Origin of the sequence: Burkholderia sp. WSM2232, assembly GCF_000472545.1 — a bacterium.
GTDB lineage: Bacteria > Pseudomonadota > Gammaproteobacteria > Burkholderiales > Burkholderiaceae > Paraburkholderia.
Map to the genome: position 1 here is coordinate 60,047 of NZ_AWZV01000023.1, position 15,369 is coordinate 75,415.

Sequence of the window (15,369 nt, forward strand, 5' to 3'; positions counted from 1 at the left end):
TTGCATTTAGACGTGCAATAGCAAATGCCGGCGTTCCCACGAACTGATTACGCGGAAAAACGCCTCGTATTCGGTCTCTTTCAAAGCGAGGTAGGCTCTCACGAACTTTTCGCCGAGCACTTCCGCAATGGGCTCGCATGCACCCATTAGCGTGAGGCCTTCCTCGAGGTTGCGGGGCAATTGATAGGGCAATTCATAGCCGTCGCTCAGCAGCGGTTCAGTGGCTTCGAGCCTTTGTGTGATGCCGAGATAACCGGCCGCGAGTGTCGCCGCAATCGCCAGATAAGGGTTGCAATCCACGCCAGGAATGCGGTTTTCTATGCGCCGCGCCGCAGGCCCCGAATGCGGAATGCGAAAACCTACGGTGCGGTTGTCGTAACCCCAGGCTACGTTGATAGGTGCGGCCATGAAGCGCGACAGTCGCCGATATGAGTTGATATACGGCGCGAAAATCGGCATCAACGCAGGCGTGTATTTCTGCAGGCCGGCTATATAGCTCGTGAAGATCGACGTCGGCTTGCCGTCCGCAGCCGTGAAAAGATTGTGGCCGGTTTCTTCATCTACGAGGCTCTGATGCATGTGCATGGCCGACCCGGGTTCGCCTTCCATTGGCTTGGCCATGAAAGTCGCGTACATCTTGTGACGCAATGCGGCTTCACGCACCGTGCGCTTGAAAAGGAAGACGCTGTCCGCAAGCTTCAGCGGATCACCATGCATGAAGTTGATCTCCATCTGCGCGGCGCCCACCTCATGAATCAGTGTATCTACCTCGAGTTCCTGCACCTCGCAGTACTCGTAGATGTCTTCGAAGAGCGGGTCGAACTCGTTCACGGCTTCTATCGAATACGACTGACGTCCCGTCTCGGGACGACCGGTGCGGCCGATCGGCGGTTGCAAGGGCAGGTCGGGGTCCTTGTTCATATCGACCAGGTAGAACTCCAGCTCCGGCGCAATGACCGGCTTCCAACCCTTCGCGCGGTACAACTCGAGCACGCGGCGCAACACACGGCGCGGTGAAATCGCGACGGGCGTGCCGTCGAAATGCACGCAATCGTGGATCACCTGGGCCGTGGGGTCGACAGCCCACGGGATCATCCGGATCGTGGTGGAATCGGGAACGCACACCATGTCTGGATCCGTGACGCCGGTTAGCGTACCGTCGTCCGGATAGTCGCCTGTGACGGTCTGAATCATCACGGCCTGCGGCAAGCGCATGGATTCGCCCGACTCGAACTTGCTGCGCGGAATGATTTTGCCACGCGCAATTCCGGCCATGTCTGGAATGATCGCCTCAATTTCGGTGACGTGGTTCTTCTTCAGAAAATCGTCGATGTGATGCATGATCTTTCTCTCTATTTCGTTGCACTACTGTTCGGGTCAAGCAGTGGCAGGTGCCACGACATAGCCGGCCTTGCCGCGCATCCGCTCGCGGCAGGCATCGCCGAATGCACTAAAAATCGCGCTGGAGAGTGCATCGCCCGCATGCTTCCACTCGGGATGCCACTGCACGCCCAGTGCGAAACCGCGCGCGTTTCTGACGCTGACCGCTTCGATCAGTCCATCGGGCGCGCGGGCTTCGATCGCGAGGCCCTCACCAAGCTGCGCCACGCCCTGGTCGTGCAACGAGTTCACACGTGCTTCGTCTGCGCCCCCTGCAAGGCGTTGCAATAAGCCGCCTTGAGTGAGCGAGATGCGATGAGCGGGTGCATATTGCAGCTCGAGGCTGTCTTCGTTGTTCTCGCGATGGTCGTGCAAGCCAGGCACCGCATGAACGCTTTGATGCAACGTGCCACCAAATACGACGTTCATTTCCTGGAGCCCCCGGCAGATGGCGAGCACGGGTACGCCGGCCCTGATCGCGGCATGCAGCAGGGGCAGCGTGGTTGCGTCGCGAGCCGCGTCGTAGAGCGCGCCGGGTTCGTCGGGCTCGCCACCGTAGCGATACGGCTCGACATTCGAGTAGCTGCCGGTAAAGAGCAGGCCGTCCACTGCGGCCAGCACGTCATCCGCCGGCTGACGCTCGCCGAGGGCAGGCAGCAGCATGGCCAGCGCCTTCGCGCCGTCCACGATCGCTGCGATGTACTTTTCGCCGACCAGGTGGGATGGGTGCTTTCCTATCGTCGTTCTATCGGCGGTGATGCCGACCAGAGGTTTATTTTGCATAACGAACCGTTGTGTTTGTCCAGCCACAAATGCGGCAGGAAAGGCTTTGAACCGGCGGGCGCTGCGCGTGCGAAGTGTGCCGCCGCAGGCGCCGCGTCAGGCCACCGAGGCAGGGCAGGAGGTCGCCGTCAACGGAACGCGCCGCGCGTCATGATCCGATGCGCAGTTCGATGCCGCCCGCGACGGTAGGCAGCAGGGCGCGCGCGTGCCAGACGGATCGAGGTCAGGCAAACGCGCACGCGCGCCAACCCTCGCCTCAGGCGAGTATGTTCTGGCAGACGGGTGGATCGAACGGCAAACAGTAGGGAGGCGCTAGGGCAACAGCGACGCGACTTCGTCTGTGCGCACCGCGATGAAGGCGCGCGCCGAGACAGAGTTGTGACGTCGAACTGAACGCCGGGACAGGATTGTGAAGACGGACAGAAAGCGGCGGAACGCAAGGCTGCCGCTGCTGCCGTTGGCGATGGCGCCGTCAGCGCGAGGACAGCTCGCCTGACTGCGGTTCCATCTCACCAAAGGGCCACGGACTCTCACGATGACACTCGATTAGCGACGTTGAACATGTTGAACCGGCTGCTGCATTGCATGGGGGCATGCACGGAAGCAGTCTGTCTGGATGATCGTGTTACCCGCTGCGAACCGGATTCGCTGCGCCGCAAAACACGATGTGTGTTTTCGTTCCGACGCCGGTTTCACGATCGCCTGTTACCAGCATATACGAGTCGGTCATGCCGTCAAATTGTTTTGTGAGCGGATATCGCTGCGGACTTTCCCGAGGGCGTCTGGTATGAGGTCGTCACATGGGGCCGGCTTTTGCGTAGTGCATCGTTCGAGGTTTCTGTGTTGTGCGCCGTCGGCATTTTCGGGTCGTTGCTGGATGATATAAATTTTTGATTTACAACGGAAACTGATCAATTCTGCCAAAAATGCCCGTTGTTCACGGTTGCACTTCTGATAAATGCCTCCCGGTGCCGAGCAATCGTGCTTGGAGTCAGCGAACGACCGCACTCGTGCATGAGTGACCGAAAGGCAGGAAGCTGAATAATTGCGCGCGTATCTGCTCTCTGCGCCGCGTCTTGTGTCAGGTCGCAACGACCACAGTCAGGACACACAACATGATGATGAACAGGCTCCCCCGGTTTTTGATAGCGAAGACGATCGGGTCGTCATTCATCTGTCCCCTGAAGGCGATCATCCATACGCGGCTGATCCAATAAAGGAGCAGGGCAAACAGAACCCAGAGCCAATGAGGGTGGCGATATAGCACGGTCACACCATCGGAGTTCATGTAGAGCGCGAGCACGAGCACCGCAACGTATCCTGCAGCCGTTCCAAACGACCGCACGATGCTCATATCGTCCGCCAGATAGCCTCGACCTGCTGCCGCTGTCTTGCCCTCCCGCCGGACTTTGTCGAGTTCCGTATAGCGCTTGACCATCGCGAGACTGAGAAAAATCATGACCGAGAACATGATGAGCCAGTCGGAAAGCACAATGTCGCCGGCCGCTCCGCCTGCCACAATACGTGCCGTATAGAGCGCGGCGAGCACGAACGCGTCAATCAACGTCATTCGCTTCAGGCGAAAGGAATAGGCCATCGTCATCGCGACGTAGCCCGTCAGCACGAGTTGGAACGCAGGCGTCAACATGACAGCAAGGCTTGCCGACACGGATAACAGCACTAGCATCAGGATGATGCCTGCGAGAAGCGGCAGTTCACCTGATGCAAAAGGGCGAGCGCGCTTTCGGCTGTGCCGCCTGTCTGCGTCAAGATCCAGCATGTCGTTCAACAGGTACACCGACGATGCGCAAAGGCAGAACGAAAGGAATGCGATGCCCTCGTCGATGAGAGTGCCTACTTGAGTGAAACGGTGGGACGCGAGCAACGGCACAAAGATCAGAAGATTCTTCACCCACTGATACACCCGCATTTCCCTAAGCGCGAGCCGTAGGAACGGACGGGACTCCTCGAAAAAGACAGTTGTTTGATTTTCCTTTTTGGCCGCCGCCTCAATGCTCTTGCTTCCTACCACAATCGCCTGGCGCGCCAGCTTCCAGACGGGAATATCGGCGCGTGCATTGCCGCAGTAATCGAAGCCTTGTATGCCAAACGCAGAGGACAATGCCTGCGCCTTGTGCACGCCGGAAAGATTGTGCGAGGCGTCGCTTGCCATTACACCTTTGAAAAATCCGAAGTGCGAAGCAACCTGATCGGCATACCGGTGATCACCGGCGGTACACAGATATAAATCGCGGCCGCTGGACCGTTCATGCCGCAAGAAATCGACCAGGCGGGCGTTATAGGGAAGCAAAGACACATCGATTGCGACGCGCGCGGCGATCTGGGCTTTCAGGTATCCCTTGCCGCGCAATATCCATGCTACGCAAAGGAAAACGTAGAGCGGGTTCTTTTTGATCAGTACCAGGAACGATTCGATCAAAATATCGCTATGGGTCAATGTGCCATCCAGATCCACGCAAAGAGGGACAGTTGCACCAGCCATCATTAGCCTCAACGGTTGCCGACCGAAGTTCATTGCTGCAGCCCTGACACCATGCGTCGCGACGCACCGTATTTAAGCTAGCACAGGTTTTTTTAATCGAAAGTCGATGAGAGATCATTGGCGCGGGGAAGGGAGGTCGTGGCTGATTTCGCCTGAAGCGCGATTGAACGCTGATTAATCACCTTTCACGAGAGAGCCATCGACGGATGAAAAAGTTAGTTTCTTATCTATTTGCAGCGTCGTCCGGCTTGAAAGCAGGCTACTATGTGTCGAGTTGCGGATCGTGCAGGCCGCGAGAAATTCCTCTGATTTCATTGTGCTTTCAAAATAGACCCGACGCTTTTTAAAGCGGATTTCGAGGCTGATCGGGGCGGTTATGGTTTCTCCGAAGACGCGCCATCCGGTTAATGCCTCGGCGGTATGGTTTCAGGTGCCTCTTCGCACCAGCCGGAATCGAGAGAAGGAAGTTCGCCAATTGTGAAGGCGCCCGAGTTTGAAGCCTCATGGAAAAGGAACTGAAACATACGCGTCTCGCGGCTCGCCCATGCAGGTTTTATATGAAGGAAGCGGCGTTCTGCGGACCAGCCGACCGAGCCAGGAGCACGAACGTCGTTTAGCAGCAGGAGGGCCATTCATGTCGACACCGGTGAGAAACGCCATTGAACGGATTTCGTGGCCCCAATTCTGCGATCACGTTGTCGTATTCGTGTTTGCGTCGTCTCTATATGCTGCGGTGCTCTACAACACCGGTTGGCATGCTCCGTTCTGGAAGGCGGTGCTCGGGCTGGCCATTCTGGCGGCAATCGCGTTCCACGGTTATATATCTCGCGCCGACTGGCGCACGGCGCTGCTGGTGGTAGCCTTTATCGCCGTCGTGCTATTCGCCTGTGGATTGCTGCGGGAGTTCAGTTACGATGGCTTGAACTACCATAGCGCCGTCGCTCTCGCATTAGATCAGCGCAACAGCGGGCAGACAGGCTCGTACGAGATAGGCGGAATGTTCTGGGCAGAGCACTACCCGAAGGCCTTTGAATTCTTCGCATATACCGCCCGCGTCCTTACTACTCGCTTCAACAGCGGAAAGTCCTTCACTTTTCTGCTGAGCGTTCCTGCGTTGGTTTGCCTGATGCAGGTGTTCCGAAGCGCGGGACACTCGGGAAAGACGGCATTCACCGCAGCGTTAGCGTGCGTCTATAGTCCGGTCGCGTTAGGACAGATCACGACGCTTTATGTGGATGCAGCGCATTATTATTGCTGGACCATTTTCTCGGTCCAGCTCATATTTGCAGTCGGGAACAGGCCGTATTCCGCAATCCAGTTAGGTGCCGCACTTGCACTTCTGATTGGCTCCAAGATGACTGGTCCAGTGTTCGCTGGCGTTTCCATACTAGTTGTTGTGGGTGCGGCGCTTGTGCAACAGAACAGGAATGGATTTCTGCGAAGACAATGGAAGGTGTTTGCTCATATTGCTCTCTGGTCAGGCGTGGCCGTCATGACTCTAGGCTATTCGCCTTACCTGCAGAATCTATCCGCCGGCAAGCACGTCTTCTATCCGATTCTTGGCAAGGACAGAATAGACGTCATATCGGGCCAGGCGTCGCCGCATTTTCTTGCCATGAATCCGTTGCACAGGCTCGTTCTGTCGTATTTCTCCATACCGAGTAACTGCAGTTCTTGCGCGGCAGCGGAGCCGATCTTCGTGCCATCGATAAGGCATCTACGTGAGGCGTTTATCGTTCTCCACACAGCAGATACCCGCTTCGCCGGATTTGGTCCGTTCTTTGGCGTAATGCTAGTACTTGGCGTTGCGGCAGCGTTAGGGAACAAGAAAGGCGCAAGCGTCGCAAAGATTTATCTGCTGGCCACGCTGGCGATCGTGCTGGTACATCCTCAATCGTGGTGGGCGCGCTATGTTCCCATGCTTTACGCGGCTCCTTTCCTGAGTTCAGCCGCTTTCTCCAACAGCCGAAGACTCTTCCGCTCGATAATTGCTCTGGCGCTGCTCAACTCGTTGCTGGCGGCAGGAAGTCTGGCGGGCTACATGGTATTGAAGCAGAACCACTATAGAAACGCCGTGGCCTCCGTTCTGGATATGTGCGGTCAACGCCCGCTTGCCTTGTCTGCTTCTGCAATGAACTGGCAGTTTGATTTGCGAGACGACAACTTCAATATGGCGGCAAACGGCGCGCCTTCGTGGAATGGATGCGGTGTGAATTTCGACGAATTGATGACCATGACGAAGTAGCCCGTTTGGGCCACGGCGCGTCGTCTTACTTCAAGTGATCTGGGTGCCCGCCGTTCCCGCTGCCATAGCCTCGATATGTTCGAGCGAACCGATTACCGCGCGTTTTCCCATGCGCGTGACGAAGTCGCACGCCGCTTCTACCTTGGGTCCCATCGATCCGGCCGGAAATTCCATGGACCGTAGCTCGGCGGCCGAAACGGTGCGCAGCACGCGCTCGCGCGGCGTACGCCAGTCAGCATAGACGGCCTCCACGTCAGTTGCGATCAGCAGCACATCGGCGTTTAACTGGGCGGCGAGCAATGCGCTGCACAGGTCCTTGTCGATTACCGCTTCGACTCCGGTTCTGGTTTGTCCGTCTGCGGCCAGCGTCACCGGGATGCCTCCGCCGCCGGCTGCAATGACGATGACATCGTGCTCCAGAAGCCATTGCACGGGCTTCAGCGCTGCAATATGTTGCGGCTTCGGCGAGGCCACCACGCGTCTGAAACCGCTGCCGTCCGCGGCGATGTGCCAGCCGTTTCGCTGTGCCAGCAGTTGCGCCTCGGCCTGGGTATAGACGGGCCCGATCGGCTTGGTCGGATGAGCGAAAGCGGGATCGCGAGCATCCACTTCGACGCGCGTCAGCAGGGTGGCTACCTGCCGGGTAGCCGGCAATGCGTTCGCCAGTTCCTGCTCGAGCAGATAGCCGATCATGCCTTCGGACTCCGCATCGAGCACGTCGAGCGGCGCGACGTCTTTCGCGTCCCCTGCGGCTGCCTGCATGGCAAGCAGGCCGACCTGAGGACCGTTGCCGTGGGCAATGACCAGTTGGTTGTGATCCGCGAGCTTCGCTATCTGCGTTGCTGCCTGGCGAATATTGGCGATCTGGTGCGCCATGGTCATAGGTTCGCCACGGCGAAGGAGCGCGTTGCCGCCCAGCGCTATCAGGATGCGCATGCCGGCCCCTATGCAAGGGTCGCCACAAGCACTGCCTTGATGGTGTGCATGCGGTTCTCGGCCTGGGAAAATACGATCGATGCGTTGGACTCGAACACCTCGTCACTGACTTCGAGTTCGGACAGCCCGAATCGCTCGTGAACCATGCGCCCGGTGTCCGTCTCCAGGTTGTGATACGCCGGCAGGCAATGCATGAAGCGTGTGCGCGGCTTGCCCGTTGCCTTCATCAGCCTGGCGTTGACCTGATAGGGCAGCAGCAAGTCGATGCGCGGCCCCCACGCCTCGACCGGCTCACCCATCGACACCCAGACGTCGGTATAGAGGAAATCGGCGCCGCTCACGGCCTCATACGGGTCCTCGATAATCGTGACCTTGGCGCCCGTGCGTTCGGCCAGATGCCGCATCTGCTGGACCAGTTCGTCGTGCGGCCACAGTTCGCGCGGCGCCGCGATGCGCACGTCCATGCCCATCTGCACGCCGCCGATCAACAGGGAATTGCCCATGTTGAAGCGCGCGTCGCCAAGGTAGCAGAACGAGAGCTCGTGAAGCGGTTTTTCTCCGAATTCACGCATGGTAAGCAGATCGGCGAGCACCTGTGTAGGGTGGAATTCGTCTGTCAGCCCATTCCAGACCGGGACGTGCGAATAGGTCGCAAGATCTTCCACCACGCTTTGGTGAAAACCGCGATATTCGATCCCGTCGTAAAGACGCCCGAGCACGCGCGCCGTGTCCTTGAGCGACTCTTTACGGCCGAGCTGCGAACTGGAAGAGTCAATGTACGTGACGTGCCCGCCCTGGTCGTGTACGGCAACCTCGAATGCGCAACGCGTGCGCGTCGAAGTCTTTTCGAAAATCAATGCCACGTTCTTGCCGCTTAGCCGTGGCACTTCGTTGCCGGCGTATTTCGCACGCTTGAGTTCTGCGGCAAGGTCGAGCAGAAAACGGATGTCGCGTGGGGTGAAGTCCTGCATGTTCAACAGGCTGCGATTGCGTAGATTGAATGCCATGCGCGAGTTCTCCAGAAATATCACGAAATGCGGCGTGCGCCCGGCATCAGACCGGCGCGCGTTCGATGGGGCAGGTCATGCAGTGGCCGCCGCCGCGCCCACGGCCGAGTTCTGCGCTCGGAATGGTGATGACTTCCACGCCCGCCTTGCGCAGCAGCGTGTTGGTGTACACATTGCGGTTGTAGGCAGCGACCACGCCCGGTGCGAGCGCGATCACGTTGTTGCCGTCGTCCCATTGCTCGCGCTCGGACTCCCAGGTGTCGCCACCGGTGGCGACGGTGCGCAATGCCGCGATCCCGAGCGCTTTGGCCACGACTTCGAGAAACGGTGCTTTCTCGGGGCGCACGTCGAGCTGATCGGGCAGGCGGCCAGGGCGCAGGCTCGTGCAGCGGATCGCATCGACCACTTCCGGGAAGATCGTCACGAGGTCGCGGTCGCAGAACGTAAACACCGTGTCGAGATGCATAGCACCTCTTGAGCGCGGCAGTTGCGCGGCGATGACCTGCTTGACCGATTCGCGGGCGAACAATGCGCGCGCAAGCTGAGCGACGCCCTGCGGCGAGGTTCGCTCGCCCATGCCGATCAGTACGACGTCGCGCGACAGCGGCATCACGTCGCCACCCTCCAGCGTCGCACCGCCGTGGTCCACGTCGGGACCGCCCCACCAGATGCGCGTGCCGCCGCTGAAAAGCGGATGAAAGCGATAGATCGCCGCGGCGAGCAGCGTCTCCTCGCGTCGTGCAGGCCAGTACATCGAGCCGAGCACGAGGCCGTCGTTGATCCAGCAACTGCTGTCGCGCGTAAAAAGCGTGTTGGGCAGCGGCGCAAGGATGAAGCCGGACGGTGGCGTGCATTGCGCGAGGAGACCATCGGGCTCGAATGGCAGCTCCGCACGCACGATGCCGCCGATCAGCCGCTCGGCAAGTTCCGCGGCCGGCATCTGAGCGAGCCAGATCTTCAGTTGAGAAGCGAGCTCCGCGTCAACGATGCCCGGCGCAAGCTTGCGCTCGAGTACCCACTCACGCGCTTCCCGTCCATGCAGAATGTCGGCAAGCAGGTCATGCATGTCGAACACTTCGACGCCGTGCTCCTGCATGGTGCTCACGAACGCGTAATGATCGGTCTTTGCCTGCGAGACCCAGAGCACGTCGTCGAACAGCAGGTCGCGGCAATTGGCGGGAGTCAAACGCGACTGCGCAAGGCCGGGCCGGCACACCATCACCTTGCGCAGCGCGCCGATTTCAGAATAAACGCCGAATGTCATTGTAGTTCTCCTGAAGATGGGCGGATCACAAGCCGATTGCACCTGTTGCCAGCAGCCACCCCGCAACGGCTGCAAGCACGAGAAGCGCCGCGAGGATCGCGAGCTCGAATGGCTTGAAAAGACGCGCGCCGCGCTCGCGTTTGGCCCATCCGTACAGGAGCACGCCCGGCGAGTAGAGCAGGGCCGAGAGCAGCAGATACTTCGGGCCTGCCGCATACAGCAGCCAGCAGCAATAGACGGTTGCCGCAGCCCCGATCAGCATGTCGCGAGTTCGCACGCTTTCGCCTTGTGCGTAGCCTTCGCCGCGCAGCGCAATGCGCGTCGCGTAAACCGCGGAGAACAGATAAGGAACGAGGATCATCGAGGTCGCGAGCGAGATCAGCGCCTGATACGTCGCGCTCGACACGAGCGTGATGACGAGGAACAGTTGCACGAGCCCGTTGGTGACCCACAGCGCATTGGCGGGAACACCCCGACTGTTGGAGCGCGCGAGAAACTTAGGCATGACGCCGCCGTTCGCCGGCGTGAAGAGCGTTTCGGCTGCCAGCAGCGTCCACGCGAGCAAGGCGCCACCCACCGACACCAGCAGACCGAGACTGATCAACACCGCGCCCCACGCACCGACCGCTCTTTGCAGCACGCCGGCCATCGACGGGTTTTTCATCGCGGCAAGCTCGCCTTGCGGGACGATGCCGAGCGAAAACAGGGAAACCGCCATCAGCAGAAGCAGAACGACGCTGAAGCCGAGCAGGGTGGCACGACCCACATCTTCGCGCCGCTGTGCGCGGGCCGAGAACACATTCGCGCCTTCAATGCCGATGAACACCCACACGGTGATAAGCATGGTGCTTTTGACCTGTGTGAACACGCTGCCGAGCTTCGCATTGCCCCAGAAATCCTGTGCGATGACATGGCTTCGGAAAGCCACTGCGGCGAGCACAATGAACAGCAGGAGCGGAATGACCTTGGCGACCGTGGTAATGGCATTCAGCACAGCAGCGCTGCGCACGCCGCGCAGGATCACGGCGTGCATGGTCCACAGCGCGATGGACGCCCCCAGCACGGCGGCAGATGTGTTGCCGTCGCCGAAGACGGGAAAGAAGTAGCCCAGGGTGCCGAATACGATCACCAGATAGCCGACGTTGCCGATCCACGCGCTGACCCAGTAGCCCCATGCCGAATTGAAACCGAGGAAATCGCCGGCGCTCGCTTGCGCATAAGCGTAGATGCCGTTGTCGAGTTGCGGCTTGCGGGTGGTCAGCGTCTGATAGACGAACGCGAGCATCAGCATGCCTGCGCCTGTGATGAGCCAGCCGATCAGCACGGCGGCGGCGCCTGCGCCCGAGGCCATGTTTTGTGGAAGGGAAAACACGCCGCTGCCGATCATCGAACCGATCACGAGCGCGGTGAGCAGGCCGAGTCGCAACTGCTTCACCGCAACGTTGCGAGCCGGCTCGGCGGGTCTCGTGGCAGACGATGCCGGTAATGAACCTGTCAGGTTTTTCATGACGGACCTCACTCCGTTTTGGAATAAGAGGATTAGGACATCGCGGGGGGCCTCGTGGATTGATCTGGATCATTCGGGCCAGAGTCGGCCGCGCCGCCTGCACAATCCCCGCAGGTCGAATGTGCGCGCACCCAACAGGGCACGAAATCGTGGCACTTATCGATGCGACAGTTGATGGAGATCAGTTCGTCTGAATGCTCGGGCGATATCTTCTGACTGTTCACGACCGACCGGGGGAACGCGTATGCCGACTCATGCCGAGCAAGCAGATCATGCAGCGTCACAGCCAGCGCGCAGCGCGACCATGCGCGAAGGCTACGTCGTCGCCGTGCGCGGGGCGATCGTCGACGTTGCATTCAGTGGCGCACCCCTGCCTGCGCTCGGAGAGGCGCTCGTCGTCAGGCCCGGCGATCTTGCGCCAGTGCTCGCTGAAGTAGAGGCGCATCTGAGCCAGACGACGGTCCGCGCGCTGGCGTTGCAAACCACTGCCGGTTTGCGGCGCGGCACACGAGTGGAGGCGTCCGGCGGTGCCATTGAGGCGCCGGTGGGCGAGGCTGTGCTCGGCAGGCTCATCGACGTGACCGGCAGAGCGTGCGACGGCGGCGATGCATTGCCGTCGCAAATCGAACGGCGCCCGATTCATCGCGCGGCGCCCCCGCTTCGATCGCAGAAGGGCACCACCGCGCTGTTCTCGACCGGCATCAAGGTAATCGATCTGCTTACGCCACTCGCGCAAGGCGGAAAGGCCGCGATGTTCGGGGGCGCTGGAGTCGGCAAGACAGTGCTCGTCATGGAGCTGATTCACGCGATGGTCGAGCACTATGAGGGAATCTCGGTTTTCGCCGGCATCGGCGAGCGCTCGCGCGAAGGGCACGAGATGCTGCTCGACATGCGCACTTCAGGCGTACTCGCCCGCACCGTACTTGTGTACGGGCAGATGAACGAGCCGCCCGGCGCGCGCTGGCGCGTTCCCTTCACCGCATTGACGATAGCCGAGTACTTCCGCGACGAACGCCGTCAAAATGTGCTGCTGCTGATGGACAACGTTTTTCGCTTCGTGCAGGCGGGCGCGGAAGTCTCGGGTCTGCTCGGGCGCATGCCCTCGCGAGTGGGCTATCAGCCTACGCTTGCAAGTGAAGTCGCGCAGTTGCAGGAGCGCATCGTCTCAGTGGGCGGTGTGTCCGTCAGCGCGATCGAGGCGGTGTACGTGCCCGCCGATGACTTCACCGACCCGGCCGTGACCGCGATCGCCGCACACCTCGACAGCAACGTCGTGCTGTCGCGCGCGATGGCGGCCGAAGGCATGTATCCCGCCGTCGATCCCATTGCGTCGTCGTCGATTCTTCTCGATCCGCTCGTGGTAGGCGACGAACATGCGACGGTTGCTACCGAAGTGCGCCGAGTCATCGAGCATTACCGCGAATTGCAGGACGTAATCTCGCTGCTCGGCATCGAGGAACTGGGCGCGGAAGATCGCATGCTGGTGGGCCGCGCCCGACGCCTGCAGCGTTTTCTCACGCAGCCCTTTGCGGTCACGGAGGCTTTCACGGGCGTGCCCGGCCGCTCGGTCGCGCTTGCCGACACGATTGCCGGTTGCAAGGCGATTCTTGCTGGCGAATGCGACACCTGGCAGGAGAGCTCGCTCTACATGATCGGTACGCTGGACGAGGCCCGCAGCAAAGAAGAGGTGGCGACACAGCAGGCCGCTGCTGCCGCGACGGAGCAACCGGCATGAGCAACAGCACATTACGGCTCACCATCGCCACGCCTTCGCGCGTGTGGTTCGACGGCGTCGAGATCGTTTCGCTGCGCGCGGAAGACGAAAGCGGTGCGTTCGGCATCCGCGCCGGTCATGCGGACTTTGTCACGCAACTCACGCCGTCGGTGGTCCGCTGGAGCGGCACGGACAACGTGACGCACTACTGCGCGGTGAGTGGCGGTGTGCTGCTCGTGTCGGGCGGCACGCACCTGTCCATCGCCTGCCGTGAAGCAGTTCCGGGCGACGCGCTGGACGATCTCGCGGCAATCGTTCAGAGCCACCACGCCGCCGAAGAGGAAGCCCTGCGGCGCGCGCGCGTCGACGAGTTGCGCCTTCATGCGCGCGCAGTGCGTCAGATACTGCACTACCTGCGGCCGCGCGCCGATGCAGGCAGTGCGCTGTCAACCGTTGCCGGTACGTCGCTGCCATGAACGAGCCGCGCCGTGACGATCGGCATTCCCGCGAAGACAGGCTTGCCGACGCGGCACGCGAGGCCGCGCGGCGCGCAGAGCGCGCACGCGAGGTTCCCGAACCGTCGCTTGGCAGCCGGCTCGGCCAGATCGGCATTCTAGGCTGGGCAATCGTCCTGCCGACATTGCTCGGGGTCGCCACGGGACGCTGGCTGGACCGGATCTTCGGCACGGGCGTGTTTTTCTCCGCACCTCTGCTGATGGCGGGGGCAGCGCTCGGCTTCTGGTCCGCGTGGAAATGGATGCATCGCGAACATAAGGAACCCCGTGATTAGTACGCTGAACACCTTGATCGTGCCGCTCCCTTCTCTTGCGATCCAGAGCGCGGTTGGACTCGCTGCGGGCCTCGCGACAGGCGCGTGGCATTTCCTGTCGTTGAAATGGAACTGGCCTTTGTTCTCAGAGGGAAAATTTGCTGCGGCACTCGGACTGCAGTGCGCGCGCATTGCGCTGACTTGCGCGTTGTTGCTGCTCCTCGCACGAATTGGCGCGCCGGCATTGCTTGCCGGAATGGCGGGCGTGCTGTTGGCGCGCCGCATGGTCGTGCAGCATCACAGAGCTTGCAAAGGCATGTCATGACCGAGTCCCCGCTCACCGTCTCGCCAGTTTTCGAGCTTGGCCCTGTCGTAATTACCGAACCGGTGCTAGCGACGTGGGCAATCATGGCCGTCGTGACGATCATTTCAGTCGTGATGAGCCGACAACTCTCGCTTGCACCCGGCAAGATGCAGACCGTCCTCGAACTGCTCGTGGACACTATCGACCAGCAGATACGCGACACCATGCAAGCTGAGCCGCGTCCTTATCGCGCGCTGATCGGTACGCTCTTCGTCTTCGTGCTGATCGCGAACTGGTGCGCGCTCGTTCCGGGCGTCACGCCACCTACCGCGCGCCTCGAAACCGATGCCGCGCTCGCGCTGGTGGTGCTCGGCGCTGCCGTCTTCCACGGCCTTCGCAGCCGGGGCCTCGGCGGCTATCTGGCGTCGTTCGCCGAACCGAGCTGGGTCATGATTCCGCTGAACGTGGTGGAGCAGATCACCCGGACGTTTTCGCTTGTGGTGCGCCTCTTCGGCAACGTAATGAGCGGTGTGTTCGTGGTCGGCATTGTGTTGTCGCTCGCGGGGTTGCTCGTGCCGATTCCGCTGATGGCGCTCGATCTGCTGACAGGTGCCGTTCAGGCCTACATCTTTGCTGTTCTCTCAATGGTCTTTATAGGCGCCGCAATCGGCGAACCGCAACCCGCTAACATCAAAGAGGCAAAGACTCATGAATAACCTTGTGCAGATTGTCAGCATCGTCGCGGCAGCGCTTGCCGTCTCGTTCGGCGCGATCGGGCCGGCCATTGCCGAAGGGCGCGCGGTCGCCGCGGCGATGGATGCGATCGCGCGTCAGCCGGATTCCGCCGGCACGGTGTCGCGAACCTTGTTCGTTGGTCTCGCGATGATCGAGACCATGGCAATCTATTGCCTTGTGATTGCGCTGCTGCTGTTGTTTGCCAATCCATTTGCGAAGTAG

The 15,369-nt window shown here is 60.6% G+C and carries 14 protein-coding genes; 7 read left to right on the forward strand and 7 right to left on the reverse strand.

The annotated features are described in order from the left end of the window. Window positions 1–6: 6 nt before the first annotated feature. The 3 genes from F757_RS0121000 to F757_RS0121015 form a co-directional block, all read right to left on the reverse strand. A complete protein-coding gene (locus F757_RS0121000) occupies window positions 7–1,341 on the reverse strand; it encodes a glutamine synthetase family protein (protein WP_027213112.1) in 1,335 nt (444 codons plus the stop codon). A gap of 36 nt (window positions 1,342–1,377) precedes the next feature. Further along, a complete protein-coding gene (locus F757_RS0121005; RefSeq protein WP_027213113.1) occupies window positions 1,378–2,163 on the reverse strand; it encodes a gamma-glutamyl-gamma-aminobutyrate hydrolase family protein in 786 nt (261 codons plus the stop codon). Between the two features lie 1,081 nt (window positions 2,164–3,244). Beyond that, on the reverse strand, window positions 3,245–4,666 hold the full coding sequence (locus tag F757_RS0121015) for a UbiA family prenyltransferase (RefSeq protein WP_027213114.1): 1,422 nt from the start codon (window positions 4,664–4,666) through the stop codon (window positions 3,245–3,247). Between the two features lie 634 nt (window positions 4,667–5,300). Here F757_RS0121015 and F757_RS0121020 point away from each other — a divergent pair. Further along, entirely contained in the window at window positions 5,301–6,911 is a 1,611-nt protein-coding gene (locus F757_RS0121020) for a hypothetical protein (protein ID WP_027213115.1), read from the forward strand. 30 nt (window positions 6,912–6,941) lie between these two features. On the opposite strand, the gene arcC is transcribed toward F757_RS0121020, so the two are convergent. The 4 genes from arcC to arcD are packed head-to-tail and all read right to left on the reverse strand — an operon-like array spanning window position 6,942 to window position 11,625. After that, a complete protein-coding gene (gene arcC, locus F757_RS0121025; protein ID WP_027213116.1) occupies window positions 6,942–7,847 on the reverse strand; it encodes a carbamate kinase in 906 nt (301 codons plus the stop codon). Between the two features lie 8 nt (window positions 7,848–7,855). Continuing rightward, window positions 7,856–8,854, reverse strand: coding sequence for an ornithine carbamoyltransferase (argF, locus tag F757_RS0121030; RefSeq protein WP_027213117.1), 999 nt, complete (start codon window positions 8,852–8,854; stop codon window positions 7,856–7,858). Window positions 8,855–8,900: 46 nt separating this feature from the next. After that, on the reverse strand, window positions 8,901–10,118 hold the full coding sequence (locus F757_RS0121035; RefSeq protein ID WP_027213118.1) for an arginine deiminase: 1,218 nt from the start codon (window positions 10,116–10,118) through the stop codon (window positions 8,901–8,903). 25 nt (window positions 10,119–10,143) lie between these two features. Beyond that, window positions 10,144–11,625: an arginine-ornithine antiporter gene (arcD, locus tag F757_RS0121040; RefSeq protein ID WP_027213119.1), complete on the reverse strand. Its 1,482-nt coding sequence runs from the start codon at window positions 11,623–11,625 to the stop codon at window positions 10,144–10,146. 304 nt (window positions 11,626–11,929) lie between these two features. Here arcD and atpD point away from each other — a divergent pair, with 304 nt between their 5' ends. Genes atpD through F757_RS0121070 form a run of 6 tightly spaced genes read left to right on the forward strand, consistent with a single transcriptional unit; the run spans window position 11,930 to window position 15,369 of the window. Next, window positions 11,930–13,360: a F0F1 ATP synthase subunit beta gene (gene atpD / locus F757_RS0121045; protein ID WP_232221434.1), complete on the forward strand. Its 1,431-nt coding sequence runs from the start codon at window positions 11,930–11,932 to the stop codon at window positions 13,358–13,360. After that, on the forward strand, window positions 13,357–13,815 hold the full coding sequence (locus F757_RS0121050) for a F0F1 ATP synthase subunit epsilon (protein ID WP_027213121.1): 459 nt from the start codon (window positions 13,357–13,359) through the stop codon (window positions 13,813–13,815). The genes atpD and F757_RS0121050 overlap by 4 nt, the downstream gene beginning before the upstream one ends. Then, a complete protein-coding gene (locus F757_RS0121055) occupies window positions 13,812–14,129 on the forward strand; it encodes an AtpZ/AtpI family protein (RefSeq protein ID WP_027213122.1) in 318 nt (105 codons plus the stop codon). The genes F757_RS0121050 and F757_RS0121055 overlap by 4 nt, the downstream gene beginning before the upstream one ends. Next, a complete protein-coding gene (locus F757_RS0121060) occupies window positions 14,122–14,433 on the forward strand; it encodes an N-ATPase subunit AtpR (protein WP_051376837.1) in 312 nt (103 codons plus the stop codon). The genes F757_RS0121055 and F757_RS0121060 overlap by 8 nt, the downstream gene beginning before the upstream one ends. Continuing rightward, a complete protein-coding gene (locus tag F757_RS0121065) occupies window positions 14,430–15,128 on the forward strand; it encodes a F0F1 ATP synthase subunit A (protein ID WP_027213124.1) in 699 nt (232 codons plus the stop codon). The genes F757_RS0121060 and F757_RS0121065 overlap by 4 nt, the downstream gene beginning before the upstream one ends. Next, window positions 15,121–15,369, forward strand: coding sequence for a F0F1 ATP synthase subunit C (locus tag F757_RS0121070; protein WP_013339327.1), 249 nt, complete (start codon window positions 15,121–15,123; stop codon window positions 15,367–15,369). The genes F757_RS0121065 and F757_RS0121070 overlap by 8 nt, the downstream gene beginning before the upstream one ends.